Here is an 18,794-nt window from a genome sequence, read left to right as displayed (position 1 = left end):
TCATATGTGGAATTTCATGGGGCCAGAGTCGGCTAGGTGCGCTGCATAGCCGTGCCTGCAGACCGGCATTGACTGCGGCAGCCCGCATTCGGCGCAGTGTGCGTTATACAGCTGCGTCATACATGCAGCGTTGCGGCAAGAGCCAGATGGTCGCTGCCGGGAATCGTATGGGTCCGCGTATGGCTGATCGCGACCGAGTGATCGGCAAGGATATGATCGAGTTCGATCCGCGGCCATGGCAGTAATCTCGGGAATGTAGCGACAGGGCCGCTCCGAGCGCACCTGTTGGCGTCTCGGAATCCAGCAGCCAGCACATGGCGGAAGCTGGGATGATCGATGTGCGAATTGAGATCGCCCATGATGACGCTCGCCTCGTGCGGCGAGCTGGAGCGCAGTTGCGCAAGCCGGGTAACGCCAGTCGACCATTGCCTAGTGCCGCGCATAGGCGATTTGGGGTGCGCTGAGAAGAAGCGGATAGTATCGCTGCCTTCGGTGATCGCTGGCGCAACACCTGCATCGTCATCGTCGCCGGACCTCCCGAGCGCCGCCGCGTTGTGCACCGCATCCGCCGCGATGGTCAGACAGGGAACTTCGGCGCCTGGAATCGAAAGGGCCGCGACATCGGTTCGCAGCGGCGCAAATGCCGACCAGATGCCATTGAAACCGCCGTTGTCATCGCTTCCCGGAGCGCCGATGCTGTGATAGGGAAGCGCCTTGTTCAACCCCATGCCGCCGAGCCGCCTGACAAGATCCTCGGTGAGCTCCTGCAAGGCCAGCACCTGGATATGTTCGTTGCGCACTGCGTCCATGATCGCCTGGGGGTCGGCCCTGCCATAACGGCAATTCAATGTCATCACCTGTATAACGTCACCGCGCTCGTGTGCGATTGCAGCAGTGTGTTGTGCCGCTGCATTTCGTGCACCATTGCCGGCTGCGGCAGCGTTGCGACGATACGCTCGCCATTCGACGGCTGCTATCAACGCGGTGATCACTGAGCTGACGCATGCCATCCACCACTGTTGCGCGGCCAGCGACCACACGGTAATTGCGCCGGCGGGAATCCACAACAGCGGCGCGAGCGCAATGAGATAAGGCAGCGCGCCGCTTGCCTCGGCGCCAGCCGGAAGGAAACGCAGCGCCGACCACGCCGCGACGATAAAGAGCGCAGCCGGCAACAACCAGGAAATCATCCGAACAGACCGGACAGTCCGCCGCCCAGATTCGGCGGCAGCGTCGGTTCGCCGTTCTCTCCTGCGCCGCCCAAAGCCTCCTGCAGACCGGCAGGAAGAGTTGGATTCTGCGGCTTCTTGGCGAAGGCCGAGCCGCCGGACTTGGCTCCGTCGGTGCCGGCAAGCCGTTCGCGCAACGCTTTTTCCTCGGCCTCGCGCTTCATCGGGTTGCCGGACTTGGAACGCCTCTTCTTGTTCTTCTTGCCGCTCTTTTTGCCAGAGCCAGCGGCAGGCCCGCCGAAGCCGGGGATGCCGCCCATGCCGGATTTGTTCGACATGCGGCGCATCATCTTCGCGGCCTGCTCGAAACGCTGCAGCAGCCCATTGACTGCGGAAACGGTGTTGCCGGAGCCGTATGCGATACGCGCGCGCCGTGAACCGTCGATGATCGAAGGATCGCGGCGCTCGGTCGGCGTCATGGAGTGAATAATGGCCTCCGTGCGGTCGATCTCATGCTCGTCGAACTGCTCGAGCTCCTTGCGATGCTGCGCCATGCCGGGAATCATGCCCAACAGGCTCTTCATCGACCCGAGCTTGCGCACCTGCTGCAGCTGCTCGAGGAAGTCGTCAAGGCCGAAGGTGCCCTTCGACATCTTCTGCGCGGCCTTCTTGGCTTCTTCCTCGTCGAACTGCTTCTGCGCCTGCTCGATCAAAGTGAGGATGTCGCCCATGTCGAGGATGCGCGAGGCCATGCGGTCGGGGTGGAACACTTCGAAGTCTGTGAGGCCCTCGCCATTCGAGGCGAAGAGGATCGGCTTGCCGGTCACGCTGGCGACCGAAAGCGCCGCGCCGCCGCGGGCGTCGCCATCGAGCTTGGAAAGCACGACGCCGGTGAAGTCCACGCCCTCGTCGAATGCCTTCGCGGTCTGCACCGCATCCTGGCCGATCATCGCGTCGATGACGAAGAGGATCTCATTGGGATGCACTGCATCGCGGATGTCGCGGGCCTGCCTCATCAGCGCCGCGTCGACGCCGAGACGGCCTGCCGTGTCGATGATCAGAGTGTCATAGAGCTTGGCCTTCGCCAGCTCGACCGAGTCACGGGCCACTTTGACTGGGTCGCCACTCGTTGCCCCAGGTGCGGAGACCGCATCGCCGCCGGCTGATTGGACGCCCTTTTCCGGCGCGTAGACAGGAACGCCCGCGCGTTCGCCGACCACCTGCAGCTGCGTCACTGCGTTCGGGCGCTGCAAATCGGCCGCCACCAGCAGCGGCGTATGCCCTGCGTCCCTGAGCCAGTAGCCGAGCTTGCCGGCCAGCGTGGTCTTGCCCGCGCCCTGCAAGCCGGCGAGCATGATGATCGTCGGTGGATTCTTCGCGAAGTTCAGCGGCCGGTCCACACCCGCGCCCAAAATCGCGGTCAGCTCCTCATTGACGATCTGCACCACCTGCTGCGCCGGATTGAGCGCCTGCGAGACCTCCTCGCCCAGCGCGCGCTCGCGGATCTTCGCGGTGAAGGACCGCACGACTTCCAGCGACACATCGGCGTCGAGAAGCGCGCGGCGTATCTCGCGGATGGTCCCGTCGATATCCGCCTCGGAAAGTTTGCCCTTGCCCCGTAAATGCCTGAAGGCATTCGAAAGCCGGTCTGTCAAAGAACTAAATGCTGCCATAATGCCATTCAGTCTAACCGTTCGTAGGGAGAACGTGCACAGAACAATGATATGAGGATAATCACATCAGTGTGATGAAGCTCATAGGAAACCTTGTGGCACAGCGGAGCTGGAATGGTAACCTAACAATAAGCGTGCTACGCGATGCGTGCCTCAACGCATAGAGGCGGGTCGGCGGTCCTGAAACAATGAGGTTAGCTGATCATGGTGGCCGCGCACACGGGCGAATAGGACGATACCCAGCTATCCGCAGCCTGCACGGTTGCACGCAAAGGAGACTCATGGCAAAGAATGTCATTCAGTTCGGTTTTGATGCCAAAACCGCGAACCAGCACAAGGAAGGAACCATCAAGGCCGGCGTCGCTACCGTCAAGGTCCTTGAGTCTTGGGGCGTCAAACACATCTTCGGCATCCCGGGCGGCTCGATCAACTCGCTGATGGACGCGCTGTATGTCGAGCGCGACAACATCGACTACATCCAGGTGCGCCACGAGGAAGTCGGTGCCTTGGCCGCCTCCATGCACGCCAAATACACCGGCCACATTGGCGTGTGTTTCGGCTCGGCGGGCCCTGGCGGCACGCATACTCTGCAGGGGCTGTACGACGCACGCGAAGAGCATGTCCCGGTGCTCGCGCTCATCGGCCAGTTTGGCACCGCCGGGCTCAACTGGGACACCTTCCAGGAGATGAACGAGAACCCGATCTACGCCGATGTCGCCATCTACAACCGGCAGGTCTCCACCGCCGACCAGATGCCGCATGTCATCGACGAGGCGATCCGCCAAGCCTATGCCAAGAACGGCGTTGCCGTCGTACAGATCCCGGTCGATCTCGGCTGGGTCGACATTCCGCAGGGCGGCTGGTATTCCGCTGCTCATGCGCATCGGCGCTACCCGAACCCGGTACTCAACACCGAAGACATCGACGCCGCTGTCGAACTGCTGAACCAGGCTGAGCGTCCGGTCATCTTCGCTGGCATCGGCACGCGCGGCAACGGGCAGGCCGTGATCGACCTGAGCCGCAAGATCAAGGCCCCGCTGGCCAACACCGGCATCAGCTTCGATAATTTCCCTTCGGACTATGAGGCGCTGCTTGGCAGTCCGAACCGCGTCTCCACTAAGCCGTCGGTCGAATGCTTCCCCGAGGCGGACACGGTGCTGTTCGTCGGCAACAACTATCCCTTCGCCGAGGTGTCCAAAGTCTTCAAGAACGTCAAGAAGTTCATCCAGATCGACATCGACCCCTCCAAGCTCGGCAAGCGTCACAACGCCGACGTCGCCATCCTGGGCGACGCGGGCGACGCGCTGCGCGCGATCTGCGTGAAGGTCGACGAGAAGGAAAGCACCGGCTGGTGGCGCGCGAACCTTGCGAATGTCGCCAACTGGCGCGAATACGTCACCATGCTCGAGAAGAAGACCAAGGGCGATTTGCAGCTCTATCAGGTCTATGACGCCATCAACCAGGTGGCCGACGAGGACGCGATCTTCTCGATCGACGTCGGCGATGTGACCCAGACCTCGATCCGTCACCTGCACATGAATCCCAAGCAGATGTGGCGCACCTCCTCGCTCTTCGCGACGATGGGCGTCGGCATCCCGGGCGCGATCAGCGCCAAGCTCGATTTCCCTGACCGCCAGGTGTGGAATCTTGCGGGCGACGGCGGCTTCAACATGACGATGCAGGATCTCGCGACCGCCGTGCAGTATGAGCTGCCGACCATCCATGTGGTCTTCAGCAACCAGCAGTTCGGCTTCATTAAAGATGAGCAGGAGGATACCAACCTCGGCTACCTCGGCGTGCATTTCATGGACATCGATTACGCCAAGCTCGCCGAAGCGATGGGCGCCGTCGGTCATACGGTCACCGAGATCAGCCAGGTGCACGGCGTGTTCGCGCAGGCCGTGCAGGAGGCGCGCGATGGCAAGGTCGTCGTCATCGACGCCAAAATCAGCAACGAGCGCCCGCTGCCGGCCGAAATGCTAGAACTTGAGCCGCGCCTGTATTCGGCTGAGCAGATCGACGCCTTCAAGAAGCGCTACGAGGCATTTGGGCTGAAGCCGCTGAGCTACTTCCTCGAGCAGGAAGGCCTCGAAGCCCGCATCAAAACCGTCGAGCAGGGCGGGTTCTGAACTGCTGAGCCATAAAGTGGGCAGTCTCGCGGACTGTCCATAGGCGAAGTGGGCAGCCGCTATGGCTACAAAGTGAACGGTTGAGGAACTTGGTGTGCAATCATCCTGAGGTGTCTGCGGTTCGTGCGGCCTGACCGCAGACACTTTTCCGCGGCCGTGTTGCCGCTGCCTCTGCCGTCGGCAAACGTCCGTTGAGTGCCAGTAATCCCTCGTGGGCGCCAGAGCGGCGGCCTGCTGCTACGCCAGACTCCATGTGGAACCGTTCGGGCCATCTTCGATGGCGATGCCGGCGGCGTTCAACGAATCGCGGATCGCATCGGCCTTGGCAAAGTCCTTGGTTTTGCGTGCCCGGGCGCGGGCGGCGAGTTGTTCGGTGATCAGCGTGTCCAGAACCTCATGCTCGGATGGGCCGGCGCCAGCAGAGATTGAACCAGTGCCGACCGCCTCTCCAACCCACGGCTCGGCCAGCGGGTCGAGGCCGAGCGTATCGAGCATCGCGCGCACTGAAATCAGCGTGTTCCGGAGCAAGTCTTCGGTTGTGGCACCATCCGCTGTCTTCTCCGCGCCCGCAATGGTCGGAGCGTCGGCAGCAGCCTGAGAGGTCTGGTCGGCCTGACCGGCGCCATCTTGTGCGGAACCGGTCTGACCACCTTTCGCAGAGCCGGTCTGACCAGATTCCGCGGCCAGACTCGCCAACAGCGTATTGCCGCTGCGAATCGCGGTAAAGATCGCGGCGGTTGCGCCGGAGACGTTGATGTCGTCGTTCATGGCGACGACAAAGTCGGTGGGCAGGGCATCGGCGGGAACGGCAGTGATTTCCTCGCGCGGGGGTTGCCCGCCGAAGTCAGCGAGGGCGATGCCGGCACGCTCGATGAAGTTGCTGATGCGCCCGAAGGCGGATCGTGCCTCGGCGAGCGTCTGATCCGACCATTCGAGCATCGAGCGGTATTGCACGGATCCCAGCGCGTAGCGCACCACCCATGCCGTGTCCTGCGCCAGCACTGCCGGCACTGACAGTCCATTGCCCAAGGACTTCGACATTTTCTCGCCCTTGGCGGTCACCCATGCCGAATGCATCCAGCGGGCTGCTGAATTCCAGCCGGCTGCCTTCGTCTGCGCCATCTCGTTCTCGTGGTGGGGGAAGCGCAGGTCCAGCCCGCCGCCGTGGATGTCGAACATATCGCCAAGATACCGGTGGCTCATCGCGGAGCATTCGATATGCCAGCCGGGCCGGCCGATGCCAAAGGGAGTACGCCAGCGCGCAGTCGGCGGATCGCTGGGCTTCGGCGACTTCCATAATGCGAAATCGCGCACGTCATGCTTGTCGGGCGAGGCGTCGGCCGGATCGACGGGATTGTATTTGTCGCCGCCAGCCGCGTCCACGCTCGGGCCCATGCGGTCGGCGACGGCTGCGGCTTCATCGGCTTCGGCCGCTGCGTCCACGCCGGCAGACCGCTTCTGATGCGTCAACTCGCCGTATCGCGGCCAGCTCGCCACGTCGAAATACACGTTGCCGGTCGGCTCGCCATTCTCGTCGCGCACGACATACGCATGGCCGTTGTCGATGATGCGCCCGATCAGCTCGACCATGTCGGTCACATGCCCGGTGGCGCGTGGCTCATAGGTCGGCGGCAGCACGCCGAGCGCATCGTATGCCTTCGTGAACTCGCGCTCGTAGAAGTACGCCCGCTCCCACCACTGCTGGCCGGCGGCTGCGGCTTTGTCGATGATCTTGTCGTCGATGTCGGTCACATTGCGTACGAACGTGACTTTGTACCCTAGCCGCAGCAGCCAGCGGCGCACAACGTCGAAAGCGACCGCCGCGCGGATATGGCCGATGTGCGGCGAGCTCTGCACCGTGGCGCCGCACACATAGATGCCGACCTTGCCGGGCACGATGGGCACGAAGCGCGACACCGCGTGCGAAGCGGTGTCGTACAGCTGCAGCCTGGCGGCCGCGTGAGCCTGCAAACTGTTGGCATCGAGCGGTTTTTCGGCATCTGTCATGCCTCTGAGGGTATTAGCGTTCCCAGACAACATTCCACAGCTGAACCGCCGTTTACAGGGGCAATGTCACAATAGAGGCTATGACTTCACCGCAAGTGCTTATTGTGCAGCATGTCCCGTGGGAGAAACCAGGACGCATACTCGACAATCTCGAGGATTTGGATATGGCCGCCCAGACTGTGATCATCGCGGACCAGAAAAAGGCGAAGCTGCCGGATTTCGACGAGCTTGCGGGTGTGGTGATCATGGGCGGGCCGATGGACGCCACTGATTTCGAGCATTACCCCGGTCTCAAAAGCGAAGCGAAGCTCGTGCGCGCCGCGATCAGCGTCGGCAAGCCGCTGCTGGGCATCTGTCTGGGTCATCAGCTCATCGCCACAGCCCTCGGCGCAAAACTGAGCAAGGGTGCCACTTCGGAAATCGGCTTCGCGCCGATCAAAAGCGTCGCCAAACATGATTATTTTTCGATGTGGAACAAGCAGCTCAATGTGCTGCACTGGCACACCGACACGGTGGCGGTGCCCGAGGGCGGGACGCTGCTCGCCAAATCGCAGGCGACGGCCAATCAGGCGTTCCGCTTCGGCTCGGCGCTGGGACTGCAGTTCCATCTCGAGGTCACGCGTCCGCTGCTGGACGAGTGGCTGAGTGAGCCGGCGATGACAGACAGCCTCAAAAAAACGCAGATCGCCAAAATCCAAGCCGATTTCGATGAATACAACCCCCAGCTCCAGCCGCTTGCCGAACAGGTCTTCTCCGGCTTCGCAGCGCGGTGCAGCACGTATGCGCGCTCGCTGACAGCGTAGAAACCGATGAGGCGATCCTCCGTGCCAAAGGTGCGAGGACTCCATCTGCAGCAGTGTGGATGCTGCTCGCTGATGGCACGGTGAGTGCAGCGGCATGGCGCGTGCCTAGGGCTGGCGGTATAGTAAGAAGCCTTATGCCTACGTATGACTTGGGATTAGAGCATGTTTCGCTCAGCTTCGCCACTAAAACAGTATTCACCGATGTGACGCAGGGCGTGTTCGAAGGGGACCGCATCGGCATTGTCGGCCGCAACGGCGACGGCAAATCCACGCTGCTGCGGATGCTGAACGGCGTGCAAGAGCCGGATTCCGGGCGCGTCACGCGGCGCAATGGACTGACTTTCGGCATGTTGAATCAGCGCGACCCCTTGGACGACAACGCCACCCTACGCCAAGCCGCGTTGGAAGGCCGCGAGGATTACGAGTGGGCCGCCGACTCACGTTCGCGCGAAATCGTTGAAGCGCTCTTGGGCGGATTGAGCCTCGATGCGAGAATCGGAACCTTGTCCGGCGGGCAACGTCGCCGTGCCGATCTGGCACGGCTGCTGCTGCGCGACTGGGACATCCTGGCACTTGACGAGCCGACGAACCATTTGGATATCGTGACGATCCACTGGCTCGCCGAGCATTTGCGTCAGCGCTGGGCCACGGGCCAGGGCGCGCTGCTGCTGGTGACGCACGACCGCTGGTTCCTCGATGAAGTGTGCGAATCCATGTGGGAGGTGCATGACGGCGCCATCGACCCCTTCGAAGGCGGTTACAGCGCCTACATGCTGCAGCGCGTCGAACGTGACCGGCAGGCCGGGGCGCGCGAAGAACGGCGGCGCAATCTGGCGCGCAAGGAGCTCGCCTGGCTCTCGCGTGGCGCACGAGCACGCGCCACCAAGCAGAAGTTCCATGTCAAACAGGCGAACGCGCTGATCTCCGATGTACCGCCGATGCGCGACACCTTGCAGCTTAAACAGATGGCCACGTCCCGGTTGGGCAAGCAGGTCGTGGACCTGCTTGACGTGACGCAGATCTTCCGGGATCGCACGCGGGGGAGCGCGGCGTCGGCGGCAGGCGGCGTCGGCGGCGGCGAATCCTCGCCCGCGGCATCGGATGCGGGTCCGGATGCCGCGCCGGCGCAGTCGGATATCGTGCCAGCCTTGTACGCCGAGCCGGTGCTTACCGGCTCTCTCGATCTGGACGTCGATGACGCCAACGATCCGCGGCTGGCTGGTGCCGGAGCTGCGCAGAAGCCCGCGGGCGAAGACGATCCTGCCGATGATGGCAGTGACCCGGATATCACTTCGGCGGCACGCCGCGTCCGTGTCAGCGGCCGCATGATTCTCGACGACGTGACGTGGCTGATCGGCCCTGGCGACCGTTTCGGCATTGTGGGGGCGAACGGCGCGGGCAAATCGACATTGCTCAGCATCATCGACGGGACGCTGACCCCGACCGCCGGACGGGTGAATATCGGCAAAACCGTGAAATTCGCCGTGCTCACGCAGCGCTTGGACGAGTTGGAGAAGCTCAACGCCTATAAGGTCAAGGAAGTGCTGAGCCGCTATAAGCCCAGCTACATCGTCGAGGGCAAAGAGGTCACCCCCGCGCAGCTCATGGAGCGGCTCGGCTTCGAATCAGCGCAGCTGATGACGCCGATCGGCGACCTGTCGGGCGGCCAGAAGCGACGCATGCAGCTGCTTCTCATCCTGCTCGACGAGCCGAACGTGCTCATCATGGACGAGCCTGGCAACGATCTGGACACCGACATGCTCGCCGTGATGGAAGACTTGCTTGACACCTGGCCGGGCACGTTGATCGTAGTTTCGCACGACCGGTATCTGCTCGAACGCGTCACCGACCAGCAATTCGCGCTCATCGGCGGCAAGGTGCGCCACCTGCCCGGCGGCGTGGACGATTATCTTGCGATGATCGAGGCGGCGCAGGCGGGTTCTGACGCGAACGCTTCTGCGGCCGGCCAATCGTCGGGGAATGCGGGAATTGACGATGTGCCGGGCGATGAGAATGGCGAAGGCGATGAGAAGCTCAGCGGCAGGGCCTTTCACGACGCCACCAAGCGCATTTCGGCCATCGAGCGACGGCTGGCCAAGCTCGAAGAGAGCAAAGCCGACATCGAAAGTCTCATGGCCGCACATGACCCCAGCGATTTCCAAGGGCTCAACGAACTCAATGGGCAACTGGGCGACGTGCGGAACGAGACTCAATCTCTGGAAGACGAATGGATGGAGCTCTCCGAGCAGGTCGAGTAGTCGCGTTGTTGCATGACGTATTTTTCGTTGTGTGACGTTGTCAGCGGAACAGGAATGCCGGGTTTTCAACGTTTCTTGTTTTCTGAATACGTCGCACAACGGATCAAAACGTCATTCGGCGACCGAATGCGTCACGCGATGACGAAACGAATGCGGGCTTCGGGCTGGATCTCGGCTCGTCGAAAGAGACGGGAGCGTGAGCGCGCCACGACTCGGTCTATCGCCCGGTGATCTCCGAGCCGATGACCTTCTCGCTCAGCGCGCGCGGGCCGCGCGTCACGGCAACAGCGCCCGAGCGGACGAGCTCGATGACGCCGTATTGGCCCAAAAGGCCAAGCAACGCGTCGATCTTGCCTTCGGCCCCGGTCGCTTCGATGGTGAGCGATTCGGTGTGCACATCGACCACGCGCACGCGGAAGAGACGCACGATCTCGAGCACGTCGGAACGGCTCGACTCGTCGGCGGCCACTTTGATAAGCACCAGTTCGCGCTCGACAGTGGTGTCCGAATCAAGATCGACGATCTTGAGCACATGCAGCAGTTTGTTGAGCTGCTTGATGATCTGCTCAAGCGGCACGGCTTCCACATCCGCGGTGACCGTGAGCCGGGAGATGTCGGGGCGCTCGGTGGGGGAGACCGACAGCGAGTTGATGTTGAAGGACCGGCGGGCGAACAGCCCGGCGATGCGGGCGAGCACGCCCGGGCGGTTCTCCACCAGCACCGAAAGCGTGTGGCGCTCGGGACCGGGCTGCGAAGCGGGATAATTAGCCATGGTATATGCTCCTTGTCGCCTAATTGCGCGCAACCGGTTTGGCGCTGCGGACGGTATGTGCGGAATCCTTGCCGCTGTCGGCAGCGTGCGCAGGACCTGGCTGGGCGGCGGAAGACTGGGCGGCGGCGGCCCGATCATCGCCAACCCGCGCAGTCCCTGACGCAGCCGTGTCGGCACCCTCGCCGCTGTTTTTCAGCGGCGTGATGCCGGGCATATACACCACTTCGTCATTCGAAGTACCGGCGGCGACCATCGGCCAGACCATCGCATCCTTCCAGACGCGGAAATCGATGAGCACCGGCCGATCATGAGTCGCATTCGCCTGCTTGATCGCCGCGATCGCCTCATCCTTGGTGTGTGCGCGCAAACCCACGCACCCATAGGCTTGCGCGAGCGTGACAAAGTTGGGAACATCGTCCTCTTCGGGTATATCGTCGCCGTCGAACAGGTCGGTCTGCGAATAATGCTGTTGGTAGAACAGCGTCTGCCATTGGCGTACCATGCCAAGCGTCGAATTGTTGAGGATCGCGATCTTCAACGGCATGTGCTCAAGGAATGCGGTGGCCAGCTCCTGCGGATTCATCTGGAAGCTGCCGTCGCCGTCAATGAGCCAGACGGGCTTCTTCCCTTCGAAATCGCGTTCCGAGCCGACGCATGCGCCGAGGGCCGCAGGCAGTCCATAGCCCATCGTGCCCAAGCCGCCGGAGGATATCCAGGAATGCGGGTTGCAGAAATCGATGAACTGCGAAGCCCACATCTGATGCTGGCCGACGCCGGAGACCCAGATGGTCTGCTCGCTGGCCTGCGCTGAAATCTGCTCAATGACCCATTGCGGCGCCAGCGAGCCGTCGGTCGGCTTGACGTATGTGCTCGGGTATTCCTCGAGCCACTGGTCGAGCTGCCGCCACCACGAGGCGCGTTCCGGCCGGCCTTGGATGGCTTGCGTGCGTGCTATCTCGGGGATCAGATCCTCCAGCACGGTGCTCACATCGCCGACGATAGGCACATCCGGCTGGCGGTTCTTGCCGATTTCCGCCGGATCGATATCGATATGGATCACATGCGCGCTCGGCGCGAAGGCATCGAGGTTGCCGGTGACGCGGTCGTCGAACCGTGCGCCGATGGCGACTAGCAGATCGGAACGTTGGATCGCGCCGGTCGCCGCGATCGTGCCATGCATGCCCGGCATGCCCAGCACTTTCGGATCGCGGTCGGAAACAAGTCCGCGTGCCGGCAGCGTCGTGACGATAGGCGCATCGGTCAGCTCGGCAAGCGCCTTGACCTGCGCTCCGGCGTTCGATCGGACCGCGCCGCCGCCCACATACAGCACCGGTCGATACGACTGGGCGAAAAGCTTCGCAGCCTCGGCGAGGACATGGCCGTGAGCCTTGGTGACTGGATTGTAGCCGGGCAGGATCATGCGTTGCGGCCACGAGTAGAACATCGTTTCGCGCTGCGCGGTCTTGGTCACGTCCACGACGACAGGGCCGGGCCGGCCCGAGCCGGCGATGTAGTGCGCCTCGGCAAGGACGCGAGGAATGTCTTGCGCGCGGGTCACGAGGAAGGAGTGCTTCGCGACCGGGTAGGTGATGCCGACGATATCGGCTTCCTGGAAGGCGTCCGTGCCGATCGCATCCACATTCACCTGGCCGGTGATGACCAGCAGCGGCACCGAATCCATGTTCGCATCGGCTATGGCGGTGACGACATTGGTCGCGCCCGGACCCGACGTGACGATGCACACGCCGACGCGGCCGGTCGCAATGGCATAGCCTTCGGCCGCATGCCCTGCGGCTTGCTCGTGCCGCGTGAGAACGAAGCGGAAGCCGGTGTGATCGTTAATCGCGTCGTAGACGGGCAGGATCGCGCCGCCTGGTATGCCGAAAACGTCTTGGACGCCGAGATCCTCCAGAGAGCGGACCAGCGCTTGGGCGCCGGTCATCTTCTCCCCGTCGACGATGGTCTGCTGGCGCGCGGGCGAATCCGCCTTGGGCACACCGCTGAATGCTTGGAGAGGCGTTGGAAGCACCATGATCCCTCTTACATGCTCGTATCTGTTCACAATCTCGGCCTTGGCGACGCTGGGTCGCGTCGCGAGCCGGACAAAAACACGTCGAGCCGCGCGGGCGCTTGTGGCGTCGTAGCGACAGGACGTGATTGCCATCATGGTAACGGTAGGCTATGGCAAAGGCTTGTGTTTCGCCCACATGGTGGCGGATGATGCCGGCGCTGTCCTCGATCCGGCGTGACCGGCACGGTATTGCCACGTAGCAGCCGCTCGATCCTGCAGCCGTTCAGCTTCGCAGCAGCCCGCCTTTTGACGGCTCAGCCTGCTGAACCGTCGCGGTGATGCCCGCCGTGACGCCCGTGCTTGTCGGAATCGCGCGCATCCAGGGTCTCCCACGCCTCCTGCGCCGCGGCGAGTTGCGCCTTGCGCTTGCTGGTGCCCGAGCCGGTGCCCAGCACCTCGTCGCTGCTAGGCAGCACTGCGCGTGCAGTGAACGTCTGCGCGTATTCCGGCCCGTCCACCGCCATGCGGTAGCGCGGATCCTCCAAACCCATATCGTGGGCCTTGACCGTCAGCGAGGTCTTCCAATCGAGGGCGGGGCCTTCATGCGAAACCTCTTCGAGGGTATCGTCGATCAGGCGATGGACCACCGGCCGCGCGCCCTCGATGCCATGCTCGACGAATGTCGCGCCGATCAACGATTCCACGATGTCGCACAGGATCGAGCTTTTGCTCGACCCGCCGCCTTCGGTTTCGCCATGGCCTAGGAGAATATACGGTCCGACGTGCAATTTTTCGCGCGCGATCTGCGAAAGCGCCTCCTCGGATACGGCCTTGGCCCGCATCTTGGCCAGCTGCCCTTCGTTCATGTCAGGATGCAGCCGATAGAGCGTCTCGGTCGCGATGAGCTCAAGCACCGCATCGCCGAGGAACTCCAGCCGTTCATAGTTCAGCGCACCCGGATGCTCGTGCGAGAACGAACGGTGGGTGAGCGCCTGCACGAGGATTTCCGGGCTGAGTGTCGTGCCAAGCGCGGCGAGCAGCTCGTCGGCGGGCGTGCCTGGGCTGAGTGCGGGGCTGGAGGAATGGTCGGCCGCGTGGCCGGCGGCGTCGCACGGCCCGGCCGGGTGTCCCTCGGGACTGGAGCTGGGGAGCCGGGCGGGCTCAGTGGTTGCGGGGCCGGCTGCTGGCGCAGCGGAAGCATGGTTCTTGGCGGTGAAGGTCATCGCGCAGGTCCTTTCTGAATACACAAAGACCCCGCCACCCGTCGATGGCAGGGTCTTCATTTTTCGAGACTATTGACGTCCGGAGCCGATCACTTGGTGTGATTGGCCTGGATGGCCTCGCGGTAGACGCGGCCGCGGAAGGATCCGCAGCTCGGGCAGGCCATATGCGACAGCGTCGGAGCGCCGCAATTCGGGCAGGCGAAGGTCTGCGCCGCTTGCGCCTTCCAATTCGCGCGACGCGAATGCGTGTTGGCGCGCGAAGTCTTGTACTTAGGCAATGCCATGATAATTCCTCTGTTTCGTTCGAACGATTGAGCTTAAGCGTCCTACATATTAACGCGACCACCATACATTGTCCATTGTGTGGCGTCGTCTTGCGGATGTTAGGACTGGGCAGAAGCTTTCCGGCCATTTTCTTCCTGCTCCAACTGTGCTTTCAGCCCGGCCAGAGCGGCGAAACGGATGTCGGTGATGTCGTGGCGGTGGTCCGGATGCTCGTTGAGATTCAATCCGCATTGCGGGCACAGCCCGCGGCAGTTGGGCCGACACAGCAGCTGCAGCGGCAAGTGCTCTGCCAGCGCATCGCGCAGCAGCACCTGGATGTCGGCGAAGGCGCCGTCGGGACTCAGCGGGTAGGAATCCTCGGTCTCTTCCTCGCCTGCGACAATCTCCACCTCCTCTTCCGCGGCGGCACGCGCGTTGTGGTGCATGGCGCCCTCGCGCTTGGGGGAGTAAGGGAAGAAGGCCGTTGCCTGGACGTTCCAGTCGCGCCTGACGGGCGTAAGGCAGCGGGTGCATTCCGCGTGCAGCGGGGCGGTGACGCGGGCTTGGAAGATCAGCCCGTCAACAATGGAATCGAAGGAGCCTTGTACGTGCAGGCCCGTGCCTTCCTTGACCCCCACCACCGCGTCTCCGATGCCGTCCGGCGCGGGGAACCGCGCATCGACGTCCTTGTGCTGCCCTGCGCGCGATGAGAGCTGCGCGACGGGGATGGCCCACAGGGAATCTTCTGGACGTGACATGCTATCAGCCTTCCGGGTAATCATTGCGTTCAAGATGGGGCAGCTGCTCGTCGGCGTCTTGGCGACGTTCGTCCAGCACATTGAGGCCGGCCTGCACATCGCGTCCGAGCTTGTCGAGCTGCTCTTGCAAACCGCCCATTATAGCGGCGCAATATTCGTTCGCGCCCTGCGTAAGCTTGTCGGACTTCGCCTGCGCCTGATCGAGGATGGCATGGGCCTTCTGCCTCGCCAGCTCGGTGACGTTCTCCTGGCCGGCCAGGAATTGTGCCTGCTCCTGCGCGTCCTTGACCATCTGCGCGGCGCGGCTCTGGGCCGAGGCGATGATCGCATTCGACTGGCTTTGCGCACTTTCCAAGCGCCGTTCCGACTCGCGCATCAATGACGATGCGCGCTCTAGTTGGACGGGAAGCTTGTCTTTGAGCTCCTCGATACGATCTTCGAATTCCGCGCGGTCGATTTTCACCGTAGCGGGGGAGAATAGGCTGCCCTTGGCCTCGTGCAGCGCCTGTTCGAGATGGTCGAGAATGTCGTAGACCGTGGTGAACTCGGCCCTGCTTTTGCTTTCCGCGGCAGTGGCGTCCTGCGATCCTTCGCGCAGATCCGGCATCGCAGTCATCGGAAAAAGCTCGTGCACGCGCCCCGGCGCCGGCGCATCCTGGGCGGTGGCGTTGATGACCGGCTGCCCGCCCGCATGCTGGACTGCCGAACTCGCAGTATCGTCGTCAGACTCGGCCGTGTTCCTGGTGTCGTTCTCGGCATATGGTGCATCGGGCATTATCGACTCTTTTCTTGGTTAAGGGCGTTGGCCAGCATCGGCACGACATCATCGGGGACCATGCCGGTCACGTCGCCGCCGTGACGTGCCACATCCTTGACGATGGAGCTGGAGATATGTTCCAGCACAGGGTCGGCGGGCAGGAACAGCGTTTCCACATGGGCGAGTTTGCGGTTGACGAGCGCCATGCCCAGCTCGGCTTCGTAGTCGCCGTTCTGTCGCAGCCCCTTGACGATCACGGTCGCGCCGACCTTTCGGCAATAATCCGTGATCAGCCCGTCGGTGGAATCCACCTGGACCTGCGTGCAACCATCCTTGTCCAGCGCGCGGCGGATCACATCCACCCGGGTGTCGACGGAAAACATCGGCGTCTTCGCCGCATTGACAGCCACCACCACATGCACCTGCTCGAAAAAGCACGCGCAGCGCTCGATCACATCCAAATGCCCGGCGGTCACGGGATCATACGATCCGGGGCACACTGCGATAGTCATAGCCTCTAGGGTAACTCGCCGAGCAGTCAAGTGCCGCGGCTGATCCCGTCGCCGTTTCACAACGAATGCTCAGGAACCACATAACTGACCTGTATTATCGTGTGCCCGTTTATCTTCGTGCGACATATTCGCCAAGTCAGGAATGGCAGAATTCCATGGTTTCCTGTTTCCGCAAACCGCGCACAACAATATTTACGGCACACGACGAAGTACAACGTCACACGACGAAGAGGCTGGCGCTCCGCACTAGGTGGAAAATCCGCACTACGTTCCCGGCCGTCCGCTCCGTGCCCTTGGCGGGCGCTCGCTTCGCCGGCGGAAGCCCAAAGGGCCTTCCGCTTAATGGCTCGGCAGCGGAGATTCTGCGCCGAAAGCGTGCGTCAGGGCGTGTTCGGCCTATCGTCTCCTATGATGGTGCGTACATACGCCGCGCCGTTGGCGTGACATTGCCGGCATGACCGCATGGCGACGAATGCCGCCTCGGGCGCGGCGCGCAAGGCGCGGCGGCTGCAATACGCGGCGGCACAGGCCGCGAAGACGGTATCCACATTGAAGGACGGACACTATGCTGGGCGAACTGACGGATGCGTCGCACGACACGCAAGACAGCCGTGCAATCGTGCGAGGGTGGGCAACGCGTGAACAGGCAATGAGCGAACAGGTCATGCCGGGGCAGGTCGCGCGTGGACGGATAATGCGAGACGCGGCGCGCAACGAGACCGATCCAGTCTCCCCGCTCTCCAATCCGGATGCCAATACCGGCACCGCCGTCCTGGAACGTTCGCAGACCGAAGAGCAGACGAGCAAATCGGATGACGGCGACGCCGACCGCTTTGCCCACTACGTCTCCAAGGACCGCATCATGGAGTCGCGCATGACCGGTCGGCCCGTGGTGGCGTTATGTGGCAAGATCTGGGTGCCCAGGCACGATCCGTCCCAATACCCCGTATGCCCAGACTGCAAGCGCATTTATGAGGAGATGACCGGCAAATAGGCCAGGGCCGTTGCATACGGCGCCTGCAGCCCAATCGGTTGCAAGCGCCGTCGAGTCCAGCGCCATCGTGCTACAGCACGGTGATTTCGGTCGGGATCGCTGGGTCGCCTTTCATCAGCGACTGCGCGGCGATGGGCAACTCAGCCAGAGACTTTGCGCGATACGCCTGTGCGTTCATAATAGCCTCATGGCCTTGGTACTGCGCGTCGGCGGTTCCATGATCGACATAGCGCACCAGCAGATCCTTCCACCCGTCGGGCGCCTGATAATCGGCGAGTTCGTGTTCCGAACCGGAAATCACATGCTCGCATTCGGCGAGGCTGTATTCGTACGAACGATAGGCCAGCTTGCGGCCGGGCACGCTCGCCTTGTCCTGGGACTTCTTGGCCACGGGCTGCATCACGCCCTCGCTGTTCTCGCGTTCGGCGAGCTTGTAGACCATCGCGCAGGTCGGCGCGCCGGAGCCGGTGACGAGCATCGTGCCCACGCCGTAGGAGTCCACAGGAGCCGATTGCAATGCCGCCAGTGCGTATTCGTCCAAATCGTTGGTCACGGTGATCTTCGTGTTCTTAGCTCCCAAGGCGTCGAGCTGGTTGCGCACGCGCTGTGCGAGCGATGCCAGATCGCCCGAATCGATGCGCACGCCACCCAGCTCAGGGCCAGCCACTTCGACCGCGGTTTTCACGGCTTCCTCGATGTTGTAGGTGTCGACAAGCAACGTGGTGTTCTTGCCCAGCGCATCGATCTGCGCCTGGAAGGCGTCGCGTTCGGAGTCATGTACGAGCGTGAAGCAATGGGCGGCGGTGCCGATCGCTTTGAGATTGTACCGCTGCGCGGCCAGCAGATTGGCGGTGCCTTGGAATCCGCCGATGACGGCGGCGCGTGACGCCGCCACCGCAGCCGACTCGTTGGCGCGGCGTCCTCCCATATCCATGCACGGGCGTTCCCTGGCCGAGGTGACCATGCGCGAGGCTGCGGAAGCGACAGCCGAGTCATAGTTGAGAATCGAGAGGACCAGTGTTTCCAGCAGCGTGCATTCGCCGAAAGTGCCCTCCACTTGCAGGACCGGGGAGTTCGGGAAGAACATCTCCCCCTCGCGATAGCCGGTGATTGATCCGGAGAATCGGAAATGCTCGAGCCAATCGCGTGTTTCACGGCTGACGATGCCGCGATCGGAGAGGAATCTGAGTTCCTCGTCGCCCAGCTGGAAGTGCTCAAGCGCGTCTAGGATGCGGCCGGTGCCGGCTACGACCCCGTAGCGGCGGCCTGCGGGCAGATGCCTCGTGAATACTTCGAAGACGCATGTGCGCCGGGCGGTGCCGTCGCGCAGCGCCGCATCGAGCATGGTGTATTCGTACATATCCGTCATCAGTGCCGTTGAACCCGGCGCTGCCGAATAATCTGCTGTCGAGGAGTCAGCCATCGTCGCCCTTTCGTCGTGCGTAGTCGCGCGCAGTTGCACAT

14 protein-coding genes and 1 pseudogene are annotated in these 18,794 nt (G+C 62.7%); 4 read left to right on the top strand and 11 right to left on the bottom strand.

Annotated elements, in window-relative coordinates; genetic code table 11:
• Positions 1 to 116: 116 nt before the first annotated feature.
• On the bottom strand, positions 117 to 1,190 hold the full coding sequence (locus tag LKG04_RS02470; RefSeq protein ID WP_291759676.1) for an endonuclease/exonuclease/phosphatase family protein: 1,074 nt from the start codon (positions 1,188 to 1,190) through the stop codon (positions 117 to 119).
• A complete protein-coding gene (gene ffh / locus LKG04_RS02465) occupies positions 1,187 to 2,842 on the bottom strand; it encodes a signal recognition particle protein (RefSeq protein WP_291759674.1) in 1,656 nt (551 codons plus the stop codon). The genes LKG04_RS02470 and ffh overlap by 4 nt, the downstream gene beginning before the upstream one ends.
• Before the next feature lie 281 nt (positions 2,843 to 3,123).
• Here ffh and spxB point away from each other — a divergent pair, with 281 nt between their 5' ends.
• Entirely contained in the window at positions 3,124 to 4,971 is a 1,848-nt protein-coding gene (spxB, locus tag LKG04_RS02460) for a pyruvate oxidase (RefSeq protein ID WP_291759672.1), read from the top strand.
• 237 nt (positions 4,972 to 5,208) lie between these two features.
• Here the strand turns inward: spxB and cysS are convergent, their stop codons facing one another.
• Complete coding sequence (cysS, locus tag LKG04_RS02455; protein ID WP_291759669.1) at positions 5,209 to 6,978, bottom strand: cysteine--tRNA ligase; 1,770 nt, start codon at positions 6,976 to 6,978, stop codon at positions 5,209 to 5,211.
• Positions 6,979 to 7,058: 80 nt separating this feature from the next.
• Here cysS and LKG04_RS02450 point away from each other — a divergent pair, with 80 nt between their 5' ends.
• Together LKG04_RS02450 and LKG04_RS02445 are read left to right on the top strand one after the other, a co-directional pair.
• Positions 7,059 to 7,781 carry a type 1 glutamine amidotransferase gene (locus LKG04_RS02450; protein ID WP_291759667.1) on the top strand — a complete coding sequence of 241 codons (723 nt, stop codon included), beginning with the start codon at positions 7,059 to 7,061 and terminating at the stop codon, positions 7,779 to 7,781.
• Between the two features lie 134 nt (positions 7,782 to 7,915).
• Positions 7,916 to 10,039 (top strand): ABC-F family ATP-binding cassette domain-containing protein, encoded by a 2,124-nt coding sequence (locus LKG04_RS02445; RefSeq protein WP_291759664.1) that lies wholly within the window; start codon positions 7,916 to 7,918, stop codon positions 10,037 to 10,039.
• A gap of 217 nt (positions 10,040 to 10,256) precedes the next feature.
• Here LKG04_RS02445 and ilvN read toward each other — a convergent pair whose 3' ends face one another.
• The 7 genes and pseudogenes from ilvN to coaD form a co-directional block, all read right to left on the bottom strand.
• Positions 10,257 to 10,811 carry an acetolactate synthase small subunit gene (ilvN, locus tag LKG04_RS02440; RefSeq protein WP_291759662.1) on the bottom strand — a complete coding sequence of 185 codons (555 nt, stop codon included), beginning with the start codon at positions 10,809 to 10,811 and terminating at the stop codon, positions 10,257 to 10,259.
• Between the two features lie 103 nt (positions 10,812 to 10,914).
• Positions 10,915 to 12,843 (bottom strand): annotated as a pseudogene (locus LKG04_RS02435) (acetolactate synthase large subunit); the annotation flags it as partial.
• Positions 12,844 to 13,136: 293 nt separating this feature from the next.
• Positions 13,137 to 14,045, bottom strand: a complete 909-nt coding sequence (gene rnc, locus LKG04_RS02430) for a ribonuclease III (RefSeq protein ID WP_291759659.1) — start codon at positions 14,043 to 14,045, stop codon at positions 13,137 to 13,139.
• Between the two features lie 89 nt (positions 14,046 to 14,134).
• Positions 14,135 to 14,329, bottom strand: a complete 195-nt coding sequence (gene rpmF, locus LKG04_RS02425; protein WP_291759656.1) for a 50S ribosomal protein L32 — start codon at positions 14,327 to 14,329, stop codon at positions 14,135 to 14,137.
• A 99-nt stretch (positions 14,330 to 14,428) separates the two neighbouring features.
• On the bottom strand, positions 14,429 to 15,067 hold the full coding sequence (locus LKG04_RS02420; RefSeq protein ID WP_291759653.1) for a YceD family protein: 639 nt from the start codon (positions 15,065 to 15,067) through the stop codon (positions 14,429 to 14,431).
• Positions 15,068 to 15,071: 4 nt separating this feature from the next.
• Positions 15,072 to 15,842, bottom strand: coding sequence for a cell division protein (locus LKG04_RS02415; protein WP_291759650.1), 771 nt, complete (start codon positions 15,840 to 15,842; stop codon positions 15,072 to 15,074).
• On the bottom strand, positions 15,842 to 16,336 hold the full coding sequence (coaD, locus tag LKG04_RS02410; RefSeq protein WP_291759647.1) for a pantetheine-phosphate adenylyltransferase: 495 nt from the start codon (positions 16,334 to 16,336) through the stop codon (positions 15,842 to 15,844). The genes LKG04_RS02415 and coaD overlap by 1 nt, the downstream gene beginning before the upstream one ends.
• 694 nt (positions 16,337 to 17,030) lie before the next feature.
• Here coaD and LKG04_RS02405 point away from each other — a divergent pair.
• Positions 17,031 to 17,330, top strand: coding sequence for a DUF3039 domain-containing protein (locus LKG04_RS02405; RefSeq protein ID WP_291759921.1), 300 nt, complete (start codon positions 17,031 to 17,033; stop codon positions 17,328 to 17,330).
• A gap of 70 nt (positions 17,331 to 17,400) precedes the next feature.
• Here the strand turns inward: LKG04_RS02405 and LKG04_RS02400 are convergent, their stop codons facing one another.
• Entirely contained in the window at positions 17,401 to 18,753 is a 1,353-nt protein-coding gene (locus LKG04_RS02400) for a nicotinate phosphoribosyltransferase (RefSeq protein WP_291759645.1), read from the bottom strand.
• Between the last annotated feature and the right edge of the window lie 41 nt (positions 18,754 to 18,794).

The sequence above is a fragment of the Bifidobacterium sp. genome, from assembly GCF_022640935.1.
GTDB lineage: Bacteria > Actinomycetota > Actinomycetes > Actinomycetales > Bifidobacteriaceae > Bifidobacterium.
Note: the sequence above shows the minus strand (reverse complement) of the source record. Positions and strands in the feature narration are given on the sequence as shown.

Bases quoted from the DNA above. Each gene is read 5' to 3' on its own strand.
- LKG04_RS02470 (WP_291759676.1), bottom strand. From the start codon at position 1,190: ATGATTTCCTGGTTGTTGCCGGCTGCGCTCTTTATCGTCGCGGCGTGG.
- ffh (WP_291759674.1), bottom strand. From the start codon at position 2,842: ATGGCAGCATTTAGTTCTTTGACAGACCGGCTTTCGAATGCCTTCAGG.
- spxB (WP_291759672.1), top strand. From the start codon at position 3,124: ATGGCAAAGAATGTCATTCAGTTCGGTTTTGATGCCAAAACCGCGAAC.
- cysS (WP_291759669.1), bottom strand. From the start codon at position 6,978: ATGACAGATGCCGAAAAACCGCTCGATGCCAACAGTTTGCAGGCTCAC.
- LKG04_RS02450 (WP_291759667.1), top strand. From the start codon at position 7,059: ATGACTTCACCGCAAGTGCTTATTGTGCAGCATGTCCCGTGGGAGAAA.
- LKG04_RS02445 (WP_291759664.1), top strand. From the start codon at position 7,916: ATGCCTACGTATGACTTGGGATTAGAGCATGTTTCGCTCAGCTTCGCC.
- ilvN (WP_291759662.1), bottom strand. From the start codon at position 10,811: ATGGCTAATTATCCCGCTTCGCAGCCCGGTCCCGAGCGCCACACGCTT.
- rnc (WP_291759659.1), bottom strand. From the start codon at position 14,045: ATGACCTTCACCGCCAAGAACCATGCTTCCGCTGCGCCAGCAGCCGGC.
- rpmF (WP_291759656.1), bottom strand. From the start codon at position 14,329: ATGGCATTGCCTAAGTACAAGACTTCGCGCGCCAACACGCATTCGCGT.
- LKG04_RS02420 (WP_291759653.1), bottom strand. From the start codon at position 15,067: ATGTCACGTCCAGAAGATTCCCTGTGGGCCATCCCCGTCGCGCAGCTC.
- LKG04_RS02415 (WP_291759650.1), bottom strand. From the start codon at position 15,842: ATGCCCGATGCACCATATGCCGAGAACGACACCAGGAACACGGCCGAG.
- coaD (WP_291759647.1), bottom strand. From the start codon at position 16,336: ATGACTATCGCAGTGTGCCCCGGATCGTATGATCCCGTGACCGCCGGG.
- LKG04_RS02405 (WP_291759921.1), top strand. From the start codon at position 17,031: ATGCGAGACGCGGCGCGCAACGAGACCGATCCAGTCTCCCCGCTCTCC.
- LKG04_RS02400 (WP_291759645.1), bottom strand. From the start codon at position 18,753: ATGGCTGACTCCTCGACAGCAGATTATTCGGCAGCGCCGGGTTCAACG.